Annotated in this window: 16 protein-coding genes and 1 riboswitch; of the genes, 7 read left to right on the forward strand and 9 right to left on the reverse strand. The window is 57.1% G+C overall.

Annotated elements, in window-relative coordinates; translation table 11 throughout:
- The 8 genes from gcvT to I3V23_06780 form a co-directional block, all read right to left on the reverse strand.
- On the reverse strand, nucleotides 1-1,104 hold the full coding sequence (gene gcvT / locus I3V23_06745) for a glycine cleavage system aminomethyltransferase GcvT (GenBank protein ID QPI84325.1): 1,104 nt from the start codon (nucleotides 1,102-1,104) through the stop codon (nucleotides 1-3).
- Between the two features lie 135 nt (nucleotides 1,105-1,239).
- Nucleotides 1,240-1,331, reverse strand: a riboswitch (glycine riboswitch).
- Between the two features lie 93 nt (nucleotides 1,332-1,424).
- Complete coding sequence (locus I3V23_06750; GenBank protein ID QPI84326.1) at nucleotides 1,425-2,177, reverse strand: LamB/YcsF family protein; 753 nt, start codon at nucleotides 2,175-2,177, stop codon at nucleotides 1,425-1,427.
- Complete coding sequence (locus I3V23_06755) at nucleotides 2,174-3,190, reverse strand: biotin-dependent carboxyltransferase family protein (GenBank protein QPI84327.1); 1,017 nt, start codon at nucleotides 3,188-3,190, stop codon at nucleotides 2,174-2,176. The genes I3V23_06750 and I3V23_06755 overlap by 4 nt, the downstream gene beginning before the upstream one ends.
- Nucleotides 3,187-3,939, reverse strand: a complete 753-nt coding sequence (locus I3V23_06760) for a carboxyltransferase domain-containing protein (protein QPI84328.1) — start codon at nucleotides 3,937-3,939, stop codon at nucleotides 3,187-3,189. Before I3V23_06760 ends, I3V23_06755 begins: the two co-directional genes overlap by 4 nt.
- A 77-nt stretch (nucleotides 3,940-4,016) precedes the next feature.
- Entirely contained in the window at nucleotides 4,017-5,342 is a 1,326-nt protein-coding gene (locus tag I3V23_06765; protein ID QPI84329.1) for a glutamate--tRNA ligase, read from the reverse strand.
- Nucleotides 5,343-5,432: 90 nt separating this feature from the next.
- Nucleotides 5,433-5,984 carry a 2OG-Fe(II) oxygenase gene (locus I3V23_06770; GenBank protein ID QPI84330.1) on the reverse strand — a complete coding sequence of 184 codons (552 nt, stop codon included), beginning with the start codon at nucleotides 5,982-5,984 and terminating at the stop codon, nucleotides 5,433-5,435.
- A gap of 104 nt (nucleotides 5,985-6,088) precedes the next feature.
- Nucleotides 6,089-7,618 carry a cryptochrome/photolyase family protein gene (locus tag I3V23_06775; protein QPI84331.1) on the reverse strand — a complete coding sequence of 510 codons (1,530 nt, stop codon included), beginning with the start codon at nucleotides 7,616-7,618 and terminating at the stop codon, nucleotides 6,089-6,091.
- On the reverse strand, nucleotides 7,612-8,292 hold the full coding sequence (locus I3V23_06780; protein ID QPI84332.1) for an SDR family NAD(P)-dependent oxidoreductase: 681 nt from the start codon (nucleotides 8,290-8,292) through the stop codon (nucleotides 7,612-7,614). The genes I3V23_06775 and I3V23_06780 overlap by 7 nt, the downstream gene beginning before the upstream one ends.
- A gap of 323 nt (nucleotides 8,293-8,615) precedes the next feature.
- On the opposite strand from I3V23_06780, the gene I3V23_06785 reads away from it, so the two are divergent.
- From I3V23_06785 to I3V23_06815, 7 genes are all read left to right on the forward strand, one after another.
- Nucleotides 8,616-10,181, forward strand: coding sequence for a 2-isopropylmalate synthase (locus I3V23_06785; GenBank protein ID QPI84333.1), 1,566 nt, complete (start codon nucleotides 8,616-8,618; stop codon nucleotides 10,179-10,181).
- Nucleotides 10,182-10,367: 186 nt separating this feature from the next.
- Nucleotides 10,368-11,408 (forward strand): rod shape-determining protein, encoded by a 1,041-nt coding sequence (locus I3V23_06790; GenBank protein QPI84334.1) that lies wholly within the window; start codon nucleotides 10,368-10,370, stop codon nucleotides 11,406-11,408.
- 61 nt (nucleotides 11,409-11,469) lie between these two features.
- Nucleotides 11,470-12,417 carry a rod shape-determining protein MreC gene (gene mreC / locus I3V23_06795; protein QPI84335.1) on the forward strand — a complete coding sequence of 316 codons (948 nt, stop codon included), beginning with the start codon at nucleotides 11,470-11,472 and terminating at the stop codon, nucleotides 12,415-12,417.
- Nucleotides 12,414-12,941 (forward strand): rod shape-determining protein MreD, encoded by a 528-nt coding sequence (locus I3V23_06800; protein QPI84336.1) that lies wholly within the window; start codon nucleotides 12,414-12,416, stop codon nucleotides 12,939-12,941. Before mreC ends, I3V23_06800 begins: the two co-directional genes overlap by 4 nt.
- Before the next feature lie 2 nt (nucleotides 12,942-12,943).
- Complete coding sequence (gene mrdA, locus I3V23_06805) at nucleotides 12,944-14,911, forward strand: penicillin-binding protein 2 (GenBank protein ID QPI84337.1); 1,968 nt, start codon at nucleotides 12,944-12,946, stop codon at nucleotides 14,909-14,911.
- Nucleotides 14,908-16,047 (forward strand): rod shape-determining protein RodA, encoded by a 1,140-nt coding sequence (rodA, locus tag I3V23_06810; GenBank protein QPI84338.1) that lies wholly within the window; start codon nucleotides 14,908-14,910, stop codon nucleotides 16,045-16,047. Before mrdA ends, rodA begins: the two co-directional genes overlap by 4 nt.
- Nucleotides 16,048-16,121: 74 nt before the next feature.
- On the forward strand, nucleotides 16,122-17,063 hold the full coding sequence (locus I3V23_06815) for a glyoxylate/hydroxypyruvate reductase A (protein ID QPI84339.1): 942 nt from the start codon (nucleotides 16,122-16,124) through the stop codon (nucleotides 17,061-17,063).
- A 74-nt stretch (nucleotides 17,064-17,137) separates the two neighbouring features.
- Here the strand turns inward: I3V23_06815 and odhB are convergent, their stop codons facing one another.
- A complete protein-coding gene (odhB, locus tag I3V23_06820; protein ID QPI84340.1) occupies nucleotides 17,138-18,637 on the reverse strand; it encodes a 2-oxoglutarate dehydrogenase complex dihydrolipoyllysine-residue succinyltransferase in 1,500 nt (499 codons plus the stop codon).
- Nucleotides 18,638-18,641 lie beyond the last annotated feature (4 nt).

Consider the following 18,641-nt stretch of genomic DNA (forward strand, 5'->3'; position numbering starts at 1 on the left):
TTATCGTTTGTAGGATGTTTTGAAGAATGGCAGATCAACCTGCCGCATAGGATGTCGTTTGCCGCGCAACTCGCCCCAGATTGGCGCATCTGCATCCGTGTCAGATTGCACCAGCGCCATCGCAATAGGGTGACCTAGGCTTGGGCTAAACCCGCCCGAAGTGATCTCGCCGATTTGTGTTTGGCTTGTCTCTGACAAAAACAGGGGCACGCCGCCGCGCATCGGCGCGCGCCCCTCTGGCACAAGACCGATCCGTTTGCGCGCAGCTTCGCCCGCAAGATGAGAGGCAATGACCCCAACACCCAAATACCCGCCTGCCTTGGCCCCATCGGGGCGGCGTGATTTGGAAATACCCCAAGAGAGGCCAGCCTCAACAGGGGAAATGGTTTCGGAAAGATCGTTGCCATATAGGGGCAGGCCCGCCTCCATCCGTAGACTGTCACGCGCCCCTAAACCAATGGGCGCGACCTCATCCATCGCCAATAATGCGCGGGCGAAGGCATCGCAGACGGCCACAGGCACGGAAATCTCAAACCCATCCTCGCCCGTATAGCCAGAACGGCTCAACCACAGATCCGAACCCTGCCATGTCAATCTGCGCACATCCATAAAGCGCAGTGTCGCCACATCAGGCAGCAGACGCGCAAGCGCGCTTTCGGCCTGTGGCCCCTGCAAAGCCAAAAGGGCACGGTCATTGATGACCTCAAAACCCGCTAAATGTTTCTCAAACAGTGCCAAATCTTCGGCGCGGCGCGCGGCATTGATCACGATAACGAAACAATCTGCGTAGCGCGCGATCATGAAATCATCGACCAAACCGCCCGCCTCATTGGTAAGGAAACCATAGCGCTGGCGGCCTTCTGCGAGGCCTTCAACCTCGATGGGCGCGATCCGCTCAAGTGCCGAAGCTTGATCTAAAGGCAGCCGCACCTGCCCCATATGCGAGACATCAAACAGTCCCGCCTTTTCGCGCGTCCAAAGATGTTCGGCCATCACGCCCGCTGCGTATTGCACGGGCATAGAGTAGCCCGCAAAAGGCACGAATTTTCCGCCTAGCTCTGCGTGAAGCCCATTAAGTGGCAGCTCCAAAAGCCCCGTGGTCATCAACCCTCCAACACCCCGAGATATACCCGGAATCGGTTACGCCGAAAAATCGGCTGTCGATGCCCCCTCTGTCCTTTCGCCTGAGATCGTTATCCCTTCGGCGGATGCGCAATACCGCATCACTCTCCAGAGTTTTCTCACATACAGGTTCTTTTGCCTGAGAGTTTACCGGGGCGGTTGCTCCTTCGGCCTTGTGCAAACGGCACAATGTCTCCCTGCATGTAGTGTTATCATAAGTAATGACGCGCAGAGCATCAAGAACAATCGCACCATTTACGACTATTGCGCCGCAAAAAACGGCAGAACCTTCGCAGAAGCAATTAAAATTGCCCGATTTGGATTTTCTCCGCCTCAAGGCAACTGCGCAAATTACGAGCAATCTCAACCGCCTGCGGCGTATCCCCATGCAGGCAGATTGTATCAATTTGTGTGGGGATGCGGGTTCCATCTTCGGCAATAATCGCGGCCTCCTGCAACATCGCCAAAATGCGTGCCGCGACCTGCTCTGGATCATGGATCACCGCGCCTGCAATTTTGCGATCTTGCAGGCGGGCACTTGGCAAATAGGCCCGATCCGCAAAAATCTCGCGCGCGATTGGGGCACCGATGGCAAGGGCGGCTTCTTCCTGCTCTGTGCAAGCAATCACCATGACGATCAGGTCAGGATCCGCCCGCAACGCCCCTTCATAGGCGGCGCGTGCAAGGGCCGCATCATCAGCGGCCATGTTGGCCAAGGCCCCATGCAATTTGACATGGCGCAAGCGCCCCCCCGCCGCGCGCGCCATCGCTATGGCAGCGCCTGTTTGATAGGTCACCATATTGGCCACCTCTGCATAGCTCATCTGCATTGGGCGCCGTCCAAACCCTTGCAAATCAGGAAACCCCGGATGCGCGCCTAGGCCCACGCCACGCGCCACTGCGGCTGACATAGATTTTAGCATCTGATCGGGATCGCCCGCGTGAAAGCCGCAGGCGATATTGGCCGATGAAATCACATCCATCATCGCCGCATCAGCGCCCATGGGCCAAGGGCCAAAACCTTCGCCCAAATCGGCATTTAGATCGACCTTCATCCCTCGTCCTCCCCTGCGGTAACACCGCTGATCAATTGCATTGCCAAAAGATCACCCGCCTCGCGCGGGTCACGCAAAACTGGCTTACACATGGCCCCAAGTTGTGCGCGCGCAGCCTGTGCGGCGCGCTCAATCTCTACCGCCTCGCCATGGCTGATCATTTGAAACATGACCTCGGCCCCGCTTGAGAGTTGCGCCAAGCGCGGCAAATCACAAGGCAGAACCTGCGCGATCCGTGGATAGCCCCCTGTCGTCTGGCTTTCGGCCATCAAAACATAAGGTGTTCCATCGCCTGTGATCTGGATATCCCCCTCCATCACAATATCAGAAAGAATATTGCGCGCTGCCTCAGGGGCGAAATTGGGCGCATCGGGCGCAGCCAAGCGCACCCCCATCCGATTGCTGCGCGGGTCGCGCGTGAAACTTGTATTTTGGAACGCCGCCAATAGATCAGCCCCGAACATATCACTTTGTAGGGTTGGCAAAATGCGAATGACACCGCCTGCACTGCGATCTGCCACATCTAGGGACAGGCCTGCGCGGGTCGCGGAGGATGGGCCAAAGGGCAGTTCCGCCCCCTCACGAATTGCCGCGCGCAGACCTGCGGCCAAATGCGTTCCGCGCCCCTGCAAGATCAATGGCGGCTCAAATCCGCCTGATATGTGCAGATACCCATAAACACCGCGCATGACGGGCCCGATGTTCAGTTTCGCGCCCGCAGGCACAGCATGGGTCGCGTTCCATGCCAAAGCACGCCCATCCAAATCCGCGCGCATCTCGGCGCCCGTCAGTGCAATGACGCAGTCGCGGGTCGCACTAAAGACACCCCCGAACCCTGCCATCTCTAACGCCGCAAGGTTGGGTGATTGCCCTAACAAGGCCGCGCCTTCTGCCATCGCCAACATATCTATCGCCCCGCCGCGCGACACACCTTGTGCGACATAGCCGTGCCACCCCAAATCCTGCACAGTCACGGCAGGCCCTGCTTGGTGAACAAGAAACGTTGCCGTCATGGCAACGCCCGCCGCACAGCACCGCCATATGGCGCGGCGGCGCATGACGTCTCAAATTCTGCCTCAGAAACAGGCCGAAGTGCAATTTCGTCTCCCGCTCGCAACATGAAGGCGGGGTCACGCGCGGGGTCAAACAGGCTAAGACCCGTTTGACCAATATGCAGCCAGCCCGTTGGCGATGGCACAGAAAACAGAACAATCTGGCGGATTGCTGCAACCAACGCCCCTTTTGGCACCTGCGGATTTAGGGTTGCCTGTCTGGGGAAATTCCAATTGGGTGGCAACTCTCCCAAATAGGGCTGTGACGGCGCAAACCCGATTGCCTGAACCCGAAGCGGGGTTGCACACAACTCTGCAACCGCCTCAGCCTGACTGACACCTGCGAGCGAACAAGCCTGTTCGAATTCTGGGCCATATGCACCGCCAAAACAGGCAGGCACCTCCCAAACTGTGCGCCCCTGAGGCAGGGATGCAGCATACCAATCGCGCTGCGTAAGAGCCGCCGCGAGATCCGCGCGGAGTGCTTCAGGGGATACAAGCAGGGGATCATACCGCAAAAGAACGGATTGCAGGGCGGTTGAGACCTCCAAAACCCCCGCCAGACCTGCCGCTGTCACCTCAGCAGCAAAGGCAAGGCTTGCGCGATTGCCTGCTTCGTTCAATTGATCGCCAAAGCGCACAACCAGTCCAGCATAACCCGTCTGGCAAATCTCGGGGAATTTTGGAGGTTTTGCGGCTTGCGCGTTCACGGGAACCTGAACCTTTCTAATTGCCACCCCAATGGTGATTAGGGTGGCATGAAAAAGGCAGCGCTTTCAACAGGCGCTTACAGCGTGGGCTTGTTTTGCAACAACTGCAAAAGATCGGCCATTTCAGGCCCACGCTCGCGCCCTGTCACAGCTTTGCGCAGCGGCATGAAAAGGGATTTCCCCTTGCGTCCCGTGGCCTCTTTCACCGCGTTCGTCCAATTCGACCATGCCTCTGGCCCGTAGGGTGGCTCAGGCAGCAGGGCGAGGGCCTCGGTGATGAATGCTTGATCCTCTGCGTCAACCAATGGGGCCGCACCATCACGGCACAGCTGCCACCAACCCGCCAGATCATGCAGCGTGGTGATGTTTTCACGCGTCACCTGCCAGAATAGGGGCGCGAGATCATCTGGCACCCCCGCAGCCCGCACCGCATCTGCCACCACGCTTAAATCTTGCGCCGCCAGAATGCGTGCGGTCAGCGGATATAAATCATCAACATCAAATTTTGTGGGGGCCGCGCCGAAATGCGCCAAATCAAATCCAGCAGCCAAGTCATCAAGACTGCTTGCAATCTCAACAGGTTGGGAGGATCCAAGCCGCGCCATCAAAGACAACAACGCCATAGGATGCACCCCTGCCGCACGCAAATCGCGCAAGGCCAAGGTGCCAAGGCGTTTCGATAACGCCTCACCCTGCGGGCCTGTCAAAAGTGAATGATGCGCGAAGTTGGGCGCAGCAAAGCCAAGGGCCGCCATAATCTGGATTTGTGTCGCTGTGTTGGTCACATGATCCGACCCGCGCACGACATGGGTGATACCCATATCTGTGTCATCGACCACCGAGGCCAATGTATACAAAAACTGCCCATCCTGACGGATCAAAACAGGGTCAGACAGGCTGGCCGCGTCAATCGACAAATCGCCCAAAATACCATCCGTCCACTCGATCCGTTCTTGATCAAGCAAGAACCGCCAAACGCCCATACCACGCTCGGCGCGCAACGCATCGCGCTCGGTTTCGCTCAATTTAAGCGCAGCGCGATCATAGACGGGCGGCTGCCCCATATTCAGTTGCTTTTTGCGCTTAAGGTCGAGTTCTGTGGGCGTTTCAAACGCCTCGTAAAATCGTCCTTTGTCGCGCAAATCTTGGGCCGCGGCCTCGTATCGATCAAGCCGCGCCGATTGGCGCTCCTCTTGATCCCAAGTCAGGCCCAGCCACTCTAAATCTTCGCGGATCGCATCCGCATATTCCTGCTTTGAGCGTTCGGGATCCGTATCATCAAGGCGCAAAATAAATTTGCCGCCTGTGCGCCGCGCAATGAGGTGATTGAACAAAGCCGTGCGCAGGTTGCCAACGTGCAAATAGCCAGTTGGGGACGGCGCGAAACGGGTGACTGTTGTCATGCTCAAAACCTCCTGTGTTTCAAGCGCCCCGTGTTTCACAGCCCATCAGATTTGTCCATATCGCTGCGGGTGAGATGTTGCGAAATCCCATTAGCGAAAGCTTGGCCCGTGACACCACAAGGTCAGCGAATGGCGCGTGCCTTTGGTGACGGGCGTCACCCGATGCAACATGAAAGACGGAAACATGACCGCATCCCCACGCCCGCGCGCGGCAGTCACAGTGTGGTTGCTTGGCATGATCTGCAAATCCCCCCCCTGATATCCCGCACCTGCATCAAGTTGGATGACAATGGTTAATTTTCGCCGCGCGGCCAATCGGCCATCCCCAATATCGGAATGCCAATCGAAATGGCCTTCGCGGCTGCTGTCATATCGGGCAACCTGTGGGCTTTCGGAAAAATCGGTGATGTCGAAATCAAACATCTCACGATTGGCCACGCGCACCAGATCAATCGCGCGCTCGGTCACCCATTCGCATCCCTCGACCTCGTCCAACCAAACCAGATCCGCACGGCGCACATTATGGTGCTGCGCTTGTCCCACTAGTTTCGCATCGCGGGTGGGGGTAGCCGCGATCTGATCCAAAATACGCAGACATTCAGCCTCGGTGAATGCCGCGGGGGCAGCATAAACATCAATCATGTCAGAAACCCATCGCACCACCCTGCCCGATCCCAATGATCGGCAGGCGGCACCACTAAGCTATGTGCAAAATCCTACGGGTTTGGGAAGCCCCAAAATGATCCTCACAATTGATCAAGCCGCGCCAAATTGGCCTCGGCTGTCTCAAGGGTTGCGGCGCGTGTATCCGCATCCATCTTCGCCCAAACGCGATACATTTGCGCCATACGCGGATTTTTTGCGAATTTTTCTTCGTTTCGGATCAGGAAATGCCAATACAACGCATTAAACGGGCAGGCTTGCGTCCCAATTTTTTCTTTCACCTTATAGGCGCAACGCCCACAATGATTTGACATCTTATGGATATAATTGCCGCCCGAGACATATGGTTTTGAGGCCACAATGCCGCCATCGGCGAATTGGCTCATCCCAATCACATTGGGGGCTTCGACCCATTCAAAGGCATCGGCATAAACCGCCAGATACCATTCATGCACCTCTTTGGGATCAACCCCCACAAGAAGCGCAAAATTCCCCGTCACCATCAAGCGTTGGATATGGTGCGAATAGGCATGGTCACGCGTTTGCAGGATCGCATCCCGCAGACAGGCCATATCCGTGTCGCCCGACCAGTAAAACGCAGGCAAGCTGCGGCTATGCCCAAGCGCGTTGCGCGATGTGTAATCTGGCCCCTCAAGGAAATAAATGCCGCGAATGTATTCACGCCATCCAATAATCTGGCGAATGAACCCCTCGACCGAATTTAGGGGCGCCGCTCCTGTGCGGTAGGCGGCCTCAGCCGCCTCGCAAATCTCGCGCCAATTCAACAGCCCAATGTTCAAATACATCGACAAGATCGAATGGTTCAGAAACGCCTCACCCTGCACCATTGCATCTTGATACCGCCCAAAATCGGGGAGGCGGTTCTGGATGAAATCCTCTAACGCGACCAAAGCCTCGGCGCGGGTTGTCGCGAACCAAAAGGGGCGCAAGCGGCCAAAATGTGCGCCAAATCGCGCCTCAACCAGATCAAGCACCTCAAGGACGGTTTCATCTGGTTCAAATTGCGGGGGCATGCGATTGGATAGCCCCTCCTTTGGCGGTTCGCGATTGTCATGGTCGAAGTTCCATTTCCCCCCTTCAGGGTGATCACCCGCCATCAAAATCCCTGTTTTGCGGCGCATTTCGCGGTAAAAAAACTCCATCCGCAATTCTTTACGCCCTTCGGCCCAATCGGCGAATTCTGAGGCATGGCACAAAAAACGATCATCAGGGAATTGATGAACCGGGATTGGGCAATCTTCCAAGGCGGCAATCACACGCCATTCGGCAGGGGCTGTGGCAATCGCCTCTTGTGCGCCCGTTTCAGCAGCGCGGCGGATAACTTCACCCACCAAGGATTGCGCATTTTGCGCATCGTCAAGGCGGGTATATGCGACAGTCCACCCATCATTCCGCAATTCTTGCGCGAATTTGCGCATTGCGGCAAAGATCAGGGCAATTTTTTTGGGATGATGCGGCACATAGCTCGCTTCATCCCACACTTCAGCCATGACCACGATGTCGCGGGATTTATCTGCTTCGCGCAACGCGGCTATAGCGTGACTTAATTGATCCCCTAAAACGAGGATCAAGCGGGGCGGGAAATTTACCATGGCACAGGCTCGCCTTTCCAATCGAAGAACTGACCTGTTTGCGCGGGGCCGATCCCTGCCAAAACACGCGCGATATTCGCGGCGGCCTCCTCGGGCGCAACGGCGGGATGGCGCCCAAGATAGTTTTCGGTGAATTTTGTGCGCACCGTGCCAGGATGTAGGGCAATCAAGGCCGCGCCTTTGTGACTGCGCGCCAATTCAATCGCCCCTGTCCGCACGATCTGATTGACCGCAGCCTTTGCCGCCCGATAGCCATACCACCCGCCCGCGCGGTTATCCCCGATCGATCCCACCCGCGCGGACAAGACGGCACAGACGCCCGCGCCCTGCCGATCCATCAAGCGCGGCACATGGCGCAAGATCAAAGCGGGGCCAATGGCGTTGATCGCAAATTGCCGCGCAAGCGCGTCTGCATTGATGTGGCTTAAAGATTTCTCAGGGCCTTTGCCGTCAATCTCAAGCGCCCCTGTAGCGACAATGACCAAATCAAATGGGCCAGTTTGCGCCACCAAATGGGCCTCGACTGTGGCGGGCACGGTCAGATCAAAGCCGTCCTCGCGGCGCGACAAGCTAGACACCTCAGCACCGCTTTCGCGGTAATGGTTAACCATTGCACGCCCGATGCCTCCTGATGCGCCCACAATGAGAACGCGCTGAAATCTATTCTCTGTCATAGGGCGTGATGTAGGGGGCGGCGCAGGCGGGGCAAGTTTGACATTGGGGTGAAAAAGGGGGTTTTCATCCCTGATCTTGCGCGGCATAGTCTGCACATCATGACCAAGAACGCGACACATATGACAGCGATGCACAACCGCCCAGCAGGCGGCCTAAACGCATTGCTAGCGCTTCTTCTTAGCCGCCTCTGAGCGTGCCAGTCGGCGCGACCGCTCAGGGGGGATTTAGCGCCGAAAGCTTCACCAAAACAAAGCATCATTGATTGACAAGGCCGCTTTGCAGATGCACAGGGCCGCAAAAGACTGGCTGGGGAGAGAACCCAATGACGAACGAGAAAAACCGCGTCTTGATTTTTGACACGACATTGCGCGATGGCGAACAAAGCCCGGGCGCGACCATGAGCCATGCTGAAAAGCTCGAGATCGCAGCCCTTCTTGACGAGATGGGTGTTGATATCATCGAGGCAGGCTTTCCAATTGCCTCCGAGGGTGATTTTGCGGCTGTCTCCGAGATTGCCAAGCAAACCCAAAATGCCACGATCTGCGGCCTTGCGCGTGCGAATTTCAAAGACATTGACCGCTGCTGGGAGGCGGTTCGCTACGCCAAAAGCCCGCGCATCCACACTTTTATCGGCACTTCGCCCCAACACCGCGCGATCCCGAACCTCTCGATGGATCAAATGGCCGAGCGCATCCACGAGACAGTCAGCCATGCGCGCAATCTTTGCGACAATATCCAATGGTCGCCGATGGACGCCACCCGCACCGAATGGGAGTATCTCAAGCGCGTTGTAGAAATTGCCATCAAGGCAGGCGCGACCACCATCAACATCCCCGACACAGTCGGCTACACAGCCCCCCGCGAGAGCGCGCGCCTGATTGAGCGCCTTATCGCGGATGTGCCTGGCGCAGAGGATGTCATCTTCGCCACCCATTGTCACAATGACCTCGGCATGGCGACCGCCAATGCCTTGGCCGCAGTGGAGGGCGGGGCGCGTCAGATTGAATGCACCATCAACGGCTTGGGTGAGCGGGCAGGAAACACCGCCCTTGAGGAGGTCGTGATGGCCATGCGCGTGCGCAATGACATCATGCCCTATCACACCCGCGTGGATGCTAAGAAAATCATGCACATCTCGCGCCGTGTCAGCACAGTTTCTGGGTTTGCTGTGCAGTTCAACAAGGCGATTGTCGGCAAAAATGCCTTTGCGCATGAATCTGGCATCCACCAAGATGGAATGCTGAAATCGGCCGATACGTTCGAGATCATGCGCCCCGAGGATATCGGCCTCTCTGGGACATCGCTGCCACTGGGCAAGCACTCTGGTCGCGCGGCCTTGCGCGCGAAGCTCAAGGATTTGGGCTTTGAATTGGCCGATAATCAGCTCAACGATGTATTCGTGCGCTTCAAAGCATTGGCAGACCGCAAGAAAGAAGTGTTTGACGATGATATCATCGCCTTGGTGACAGATGCAGGTGCCATTGATGCCTCTGACCATTTGGAACTGAAATTCCTGCGTGTCATCTGCGGCACCGAAGCCCCCCAGAATGCGGATCTGGTGATCCGTGTGGGCGATGAGGAAAAAACTGTTGTGGCAACGGGAGATGGCCCTGTGGATGCCGCCTTTAATGCGGTCAAACAAGCCTTCCCACATTCGGCCCGTTTGCAACTTTACCAAGTGCATGCGGTGACCGAAGGCACCGATGCGCAAGCCACCGTATCCGTGCGGATGGAAGAAGATGGACGCATTGCAACCGCGCAATCAGCAGATACCGATACCGTTGTGGCAAGCGTTAAGGCCTATATCAACGCGCTTAATCGTCTGATCCTGCGGCGTGGGAAAGCGGGCGGCGACCGCAAGGAAGTTTCCTATCGGGACGCAAACTAAGCCAATCCTAAAATCCGCCCCACATTTTGGGGCGGATTTTTGCTACAACCATCGGCGGTTTGGTAAAAACGCCCTTATTGTTCTTTACCTTACCATGGGCCTTTGCCTATATGCGGTTCAGAGGATGATCGGCTGCTAACGGGTCAACCTCGGCTGCGTAGGATGACTATTTGGGATCGCCACATTATGGCCTTTGGACTTGGACGACTATTCACTGCCGATATGGCGATTGATTTGGGCACCGCAAACACGCTGGTCTATGTGCGTGGCAAGGGCGTTGTTCTTAACGAACCCTCCGTGGTGGCTTATCAAGTCAAGGACGGCGTGAAAAAGGCACTGGCCTTTGGCGAAGATGCTAAGCTGATGCTGGGCCGCACCCCTGGTTCCATTCAGGCAATCCGTCCGATGCGGGACGGGGTGATTGCAGATTTTGATGTTGCGGAAGAGATGATCAAACATTTCATTCGCAAAGTGCATAAAAGCACAACTTTCACTAAGCCAAAGATCATCGTTTGCGTGCCGCACGGGGCCACCCCCGTTGAAAAGCGCGCAATTCGTCAGTCCGTGTTGGGCGCAGGCGCGCGCAAGGCGGGCCTGATCTCAGAACCCATCGCAGCCGCCATTGGCGCAGGGATGCCCATCACAGACCCAACGGGCAACATGGTGGTTGATATTGGCGGTGGCACCACAGAGGTGGCGGTCTTGTCACTTGCAGATGTGGTCTATGCCCGCTCCGTTCGGGTCGGCGGCGACCGCATGGATGAGGCGATCATCTCCTATCTGCGCCGTCAGCATAACTTGCTTGTTGGGGAAAGCACGGCTGAGCGGATCAAAACAACCATCGGCACGGCAATCATGCCGCGTGATGGCAAAGGGCAAGTGATGGCAATCCGTGGCCGTGACCTTTTGAACGGGGTTCCAAAAGAGATTGAACTGAACCAAGCCCATGTGGCCGAGGCGCTGTCTGAACCTGTGCAACAGATTTGCGAGGCGGTGATGAGCGCGCTTGAAGCGACACCACCAGATTTGGCGGCTGATATCGTAGATCGCGGGGTTATGCTGACAGGCGGCGGCGCGCTCTTGGGCGAATTGGATCTGGCGCTGCGTGAACAGACTGGCCTCGCCATTTCCGTTGCGGATGAAAGCCTCAACTGCGTGGCACTTGGCACGGGCAAGGCGCTTGAATATGAAAAGCAACTCCGCCACGCCATTGATTACGAGTCGTGATTGGGTCAGTCTTCTGCCTACGGGCAGAGAGGCTGAGGCGAGATGACAAGGTTATGCGGATATGGCACGGGATAGACACGAGGAAAATCTCGCCAATCCAACACGCCGCCTTTTGGTGGTCATTCTGATCATCATCCTCTTTGGGTTCATTTTGCTGTGGCGCATTGACAACCCGCGCGCAGAACGCATCCGCGCAGCTGTGGTAGATCGCATCGTTCCAAACATGGAATGGGCCATGGCACCCGTTACTGGGCTTGCGCGGATGGTCGATGATTTCCAATCTTACGCGCGCCTCTACGAACAGAACGAACAGCTGCGCCGCGAGTTACAACAGATGCGCGCATGGCGCGAGGCGGCGATTCAGCTTGAACAAGAAAATGCCCGCCTCTTGGATTTGAACCGCGTTCAGCCCGACCCATCGCTGACTTGGATTTCAGGGATTGTTTTGGCTGATAGCGGATCGCCGTTCCGCCGCTCGGTTCTGCTGAATGTGGGCGCGCGCGATGGGGTGGAAGACGGATGGGCCGCCATGGACGGGCTTGGCTTGGTCGGACGGATCGCGGGCCTTGGGGAGCGCACGGCGCGCGTTTTATTGCTGACCGATAGCAACAGCCGCGTGCCAGTGTTGATCCAACCGTCTGGGCAGCAGGCCCTCCTGACAGGCGACAACAGCGCCGCCCCGCTTATTGATTTCATCGAAACCCCCGAAGACATCGCCGCAGGGGATCGTATCGTGACATCGGGCGCGGACGGATTATACCCTGCGGGGTTGTTGGTTGGCCAAGTGGTTGTTGACCCAGAACGCGACCTGCGCGCACGGCTTGCTGCTGATTTTGGTCGGCTGAATTTCCTGCGGGTCATGCGCAACCCCGATGTTGTGCCGCTCAATGACAGCGACACATTGATCGGCCCCCCCTTGCCAGAAAATGAGGAAATAGGGGATCAGATCGAAGCCGACCCCGTGCCAGAAACCGCCGCAGCACAAGACACGGAGGGGGATGGCACATGACCGACCCTTTGACCCTCCGCATATGGATTTACCGCGCTTATTATCTGGCGCTCTGCCTGTTCATCCTTCTATGGCAAATCCTGCCCTTAGGTTTTGACGAAGGCAGTCTGCCAAGCCCTGACATGATCACGGGCCTAACCCTTGCTTGGTTGCTCAGGCATCCCAATGTTGTCCCGCTTGGGGCTATTGCCATCGTTTTCCTGATCTCAGACTTTTTGACCCATGCGCCTGTCGGCTTGGGTGCGCTGCTGATAGTCTTAGCCACCGAAAGTCTGCGCAAGCGCCAGCCGCAAATCGAAAACATGACATTTCTCAGCGAGTTCGGCACAGTAACCGCCGTGATCTTGGCTGTTACTTTGGCCGAGCGGGTGCTTTTGACATTGCTTTTGGCGGATCAGCCCCCCTTTGGTGAGGTGGTCTTGCACGCGATTGTGACCATCGCAGCCTACCCCGCGCTGGTTGTGATCTCGAAATATTTGCTCGGTTTGGATAGACTATCCGCCGCAGACCCAGACAATGTTTAACCATGGCCCGCAGTCAGAAACGCAAAAACCAAGATAATAACGCGCAAATGTCCCGCCGCGCGTTGGTTTTGGGTGGGCTTATGAGCACCACCTGCCTCGTGCTGGCAGGGCGCATGCGCTATTTGCAACTTGAGCGGGCTGATGATTTTCGACTTTTGGCCGAAGAAAATCGGATCAACCTCCGTCTGTTGCCCCCTGCGCGTGGGGTGATCTATGACCGCCATGGAACAGTTCTGGCAGACAACTCGCCCAATTACCGCATCACGATGGTGCGCGAGGATGCGGGGGATGTGGATTTGGTGCTGTCGCGCTTAAGCCGCATTGTGAATATTGACCGCGCGAAACTAGATCGCGCACGTGACGAGATGATGTCCCGCCCGCCCTTCGTGCCTGTCACCATTGCAGATCGTCTATCATGGGAGGAGTTCTCTCTGGTTTCGGTCAATGCCCCCGCACTTCCAGGGATCACGCCTGATGTGGGATTGTCGCGGGACTACCCGCTTGGGGCAGATTTCTCTCACGTTGTGGGCTATGTGGGGCCTGTCTCGGACTATTATCTTGAGACAACAGGGGACACGGATCCCGTGCTGCAAATCCCAGATTTCCAAGTCGGGCGCTACAATGTCGAAGCGCGGCTTGAGGATGTCTTGCGCGGGCGCGCGGGCAGCAAGCGGGTCGAGGTGAACGCCGCAGGTCGCGTGATGCGCGAGCTTGACCGCAGTGAGGCCCAACCTGGTGCGGATGTGCAACTGACGGTTGATGCCTATCTCCAAAACTATGCCGAAGCGCGGCTTGAGGGCGAAAGCGCGGGCGCGGTGGTGATTGACACCCAAAATGGCGACATCCTCGCCTTGGCCTCAGCACCTACCTATGATCCGAACCTCTTTGTGCGCGGCATCCCATCGTCCATCTGGGAAACGCTGAACACCGACCCCTACCGCCCCTTGGCCAATAAAGCCACGCAAGGCCTCTACCCGCCCGGATCGACCTATAAAATGGTCGTGGCCTTGGCCGCGCTAGAGGCAGGGTTAATTGATCCGTCCGACACTGTGTTTTGTGGGGGATCCCTCCAGTTGGGCAATCGGCGTTTCCATTGCTGGAAGCGGGACGGCCATGGTCACATGGATATGGTGCAAAGCATCGCGCAAAGCTGTGACGTCTATTATTACGATCTTGCGCAACGCGTTGGCATTGATGCCATTTCCGCCATGGCCGAAAGGCTGGGCTGCGGCGTGCGCCATGATGTGCCCCTTTCAGGCGTGGCCACGGGCATTGCACCCACGATGGATTGGAAATTATCCAACCGTGGCGAGCCATGGGTGATGGGCGACACGCTCAACGCGTCAATCGGTCAGGGCTTTGTTCTTAACTCACCGTTGCAACTGGCTGTAATGACCGCGCGCCTTGCCTCTGGCCTAAACCTTAATCCGCGCCTTATTCGCAGCGTAGACGGGGTAGAACCTGATTACCCTGCCATCACGCCTTTGGATGTAAATCCTGCCAATCTGGCAAAAATTCGTGATGGGATGTTTGAAGTCTCGAATGGCGCGCGCGGCACGGCCTCGGGCAGCCGCACAATTTTGCAGGACTATTTGATTGCGGGAAAAACAGGCACAAGCCAAGTGCGCAATATCACCGCCGCCGAGCGGGCCGCAGGCGTGATCCGCAATGAAGACCTGCCGTGGGAGCGGCGCGATCATGCCCTTTTTGTGGGCTATGCCCCCGCCCATGCACCACGCTATGCCATTGCTCTGATTGTGGAACATGGCGGCGGTGGGTCGGCGGCAGCGGCGCCCCTTGCGCGCGACATTTTGCTTTATGCGATGTTTGATGATCTGCCCCCGCTTGACGCCTATCCGGCAAACCAGCGCGCGGCAGTGCAAGAGCGCCATGCCGCCATGACCCTTTTGCCGCGGCGCGGCAGTCCAGATGCCCCAACATCTGGCACCACAGGGACAAGCCGCGCATGAGTTTTTCACTCTACCAGATCAATACGATGCCAAGCGGGTGGCGCAAGGTGCTGTATTTCAACTGGCCGCTTGTGTTGCTTCTCACCCTTGTGGCCTGCATCGGGTTTATGATGCTTTATTCGGTTGCGGGGGGCTCAACACGGCCTTGGGTCATTCCACAAGTGCAGCGTTTCGCCCTTGGCATGGCCGCGATGTTCATCATCGCCCTGATCCCAATTGCCTTTTGGCGGATGGTGGCATGGCTGGGCTATGCGTTCTCGCTTGTGTTGCTGCTCGTGGTCGAGTTTTTCGGCACGGTCGGTATGGGCGCACAACGATGGATTGACCTTGGGGGGTTCCGCTTACAACCCTCAGAATTGGCGAAAATCACCATCGTGATGGTCTTGGCCGCCTATTATGCGCGCCTCGATACCACGAAGAAATCGCATCCGCTCTATATCCTGCCGCCCCTGCTCCTGATCTTGGTGCCCGTTTTCTTGACGCTCAAGCAGCCCGATTTGGGCACAGCCCTTCTGCTGCTTTTGGGCGGTGGCGCGGTGGTATTTGCCGCGGGCGTTCACTGGGCCTATTTTGGTGGGTTGATTGCGGCGGGCGTGGGCGCGGTCTTTGCTGTGTTTGCATCACGCGGCACATCATGGCAATTGATCAAAGATTACCAATTCCGCCGCATCGACACCTTCCTTGATCCAACCCAAGACCCGCTTGGCGCAGGATACCACATCACCCAAAGTCAGATCGCGCTTGGATCGGGCGGGTTTTCTGGACGGGGATTTATGGAAGGCACGCAAAGCCGCTTAAACTTTTTACCCGAAAAGCAAACCGATTTCATTTTCACGACCTTGGCTGAGGAATTCGGCTTTATTGGTGCTTCCTCCCTGCTGTTTATCTATCTACTGATTGTGGCCTTGTGTATTTGGACGGCCCTTTCCACCAAAGATCGCTTTGCCTCGCTGCTTAGCATTGGGATTGCAGCAACCTTTTTCCTCTATTTCGCAATCAATATGGCAATGGTCATGGGATTGGCCCCCGTGGTCGGCGTGCCTTTGCCGCTCGTCTCTTATGGCGGCTCAGCAATGATGGTGCTTTTAGCTGCGTTTGGTTTGGTGCAATCGGCCCATATCCATCGTCCACGCTAAAGTGAAATTGGCGGGTTTTCCCGCCCTGCACCCTCTGATAGCCCTAATTGCATCTCATATATCAGGAGCAGGCCATGCCATCCCCCACCATCCTTTTCGCTGCAAAATCTGAAAAATGGGCGGAATATGAACCCGCACTGCGCAAGGCGTTGCAGAAGACAGGGGTTGATGCCACGGGCCTAACCACTGAGGCTGACCCAGCTGAGGTGGATTATATCATCTACGCCCCCAATTCAGGGCTACAGGATTTTACCCCCTTCACCCGCGCAAAAGCCGTGCTGAGCCTTTGGGCAGGGGTTGAGGATATTGTCGGCAATGAAACAATCACCATGCCGCTTGCCCGCATGGTCGATTACGGGCTGACGCAAGGTATGCTCGAATTCGTCACGGGTCATGTGCTGCGTTATCACCTCATGATTGACGATTTCCTTGCAGGGCAAGATGGGGTCTGGCGCCCCAATTTGGTGCCGCCCTTGGCGCGGGATCGCAAGGTGACCATCTTGGGTCTTGGTGTATTGGGCGCGGCCGCAGCGCAAAGCCTTGCGCAAATTGGCTTTGATGTCGCGGGCTGGTCGCGAAGCCCCAAATCAATCGAAGGCATCGCATGCTATCATGGTGAAGACGGGCTTTTCGATGCATTGCGTCATGCCGAAATATTGGTGACACTTCTGCCCGACACCGCCGCCACGCGCGGGCTGATCAATCAAACCACCCTCGCCGCCCTACCCCACGGGGCCAAGATCATCAATCCAGGACGCGGCAGTTTGATCGAGGATGCTGCACTTTTGGCCGCGCTCGATACAGGCAAGATCGCAGCGGCCACTTTGGATGTTTTCACCATCGAACCCCTGCCTGCCTCACATCCCTATTGGCGCCATCCGCGCGTCACTGTAACCCCGCATATCGCCTCTGCCACAAGGGCCGAGACGGCATCGGAAACCATTGCCGAGAATATCCGCCGTGGTGAGGCGGGTGAGCCATTCTTACATCTGGTGGATCGCGCGGCAGGGTATTAGGCAGCAAAAAGCCCCCATCCTATGCAGCCAGAACGGGGGCGTTTCGCGGTCGTTTTCTCAGTCGTTTGCGGGGATCAGAGATCCATCAACAAACGGCGTGGGTCTTCCAGTGCATCCTTGACGCGGACAAGGAAGGTCACCGCGCCTTTGCCATCGACAATGCGGTGGTCATAGGACAGCGCCAGATACATCATCGGGCGGATTTTGATCTCGCCATTGATGACCATGGGGCGGTCTTGGATTTTATGCATCCCCAAGATACCCGATTGTGGCGGGTTCAAAATGGGCGAAGACATGAGCGAGCCGTAAACCCCACCATTCGAAATGGTGAACGTGCCGCCCTGCATCTCGGCCATAGACAGTTTGCCATCACGCGCGCGCTTGCCCTTTTCGACAATCGCCTTTTCGATTTCGGCAAAAGACATCTGATCGGCGTTACGGATCACTGGCACAACCAGACCCTGTGGCGTGCCTGCCGCGATGCCCATATGCACGAAGTTTTTGTAGACGATGTCGGTGCCATCGATTTCAGCGTTCACCTCAGGCACCTCTTTCAAGGCGTGGATACAGGCCTTGGTGAAGAAGGACATAAAGCCCAAACGCGCGCCGTGCTTCTTTTCGAACTCGTCTTTATAGGCGTTGCGCAGGGCCATCACCTCGGTCATGTCCACCTCGTTATAGGTGGTCAGGATCGCTGCGGTGTTTTGCGCATCCTTCAGACGCTTTGCGATGGTCTGGCGCAGACGGGTCATTTTGACCCGTTCTTCGCGGGCAGCATCCTCTGCGGCCACAGGCGCACGCGGAGCGGCGGCAGGGGCAGCAGCAGGCGCTGCAGTGGGGGCGATTGCGGCCTTCAAAACATCTTCTTTCATGATGCGTCCATCCTTGCCCGAGCCTTGAACAGCCGCGGGATCAATGCCTTTTTCCGCCATCAGTTTCTTGGCTGATGGGGCATCTTCTACATCCCGACCGCTGCCTGTTGGTGCAGCGGCAGCAGGGGCCGCAGCGGGTGCTGCGGCAGGGGCGGCGACAGCAGCGCCATCGGTGGAAATTACACCAAGCTGCCCGCCTGCATTGACAGTCGCACCTTCCGCCGCATCAATGCGCGCCAAAACACCTGCAGCGGGGGCGGGAACCTCGACCGACACTTTGTCAGTTTCCAATTCACACAGCATCTCGTCTTGCGCGACCGTATCGCCAACCTGTTTGAACCATGTGGCGATGGTGGCTTCGGTCACAGACTCGCCCAACGCGGGAACCATAATATCAACCGATGCACCCGAGGAAGCAGCGGCCGCTGGCTTTGCGGCAGGGGCCGCTGCAGCAGCGCCAGCACCCGCAGCGGCAATCGTAGCGAGCAAGGCATCAACGCCAACCGTCTCGCCCTCGCCCGCAACGATCTCGCCCAATGTGCCTGCGGCGGGGGCGGGAACCTCAACGGTCACTTTATCGGTTTCCAATTCGCACAGCATCTCATCCTGCGCGACTGTATCCCCTGGTTTTTTGAACCAAGTTGCCACGGTGGCCTCGGTCACGGATTCGCCCAAAGTGGGCACGCGGACTTCTGTCGCCATTGTC

It is taken from the genome of Rhodobacterales bacterium HKCCA1288 (assembly GCA_015693905.1).
Classification (GTDB): Bacteria; Pseudomonadota; Alphaproteobacteria; order Rhodobacterales; family Rhodobacteraceae; genus M30B80.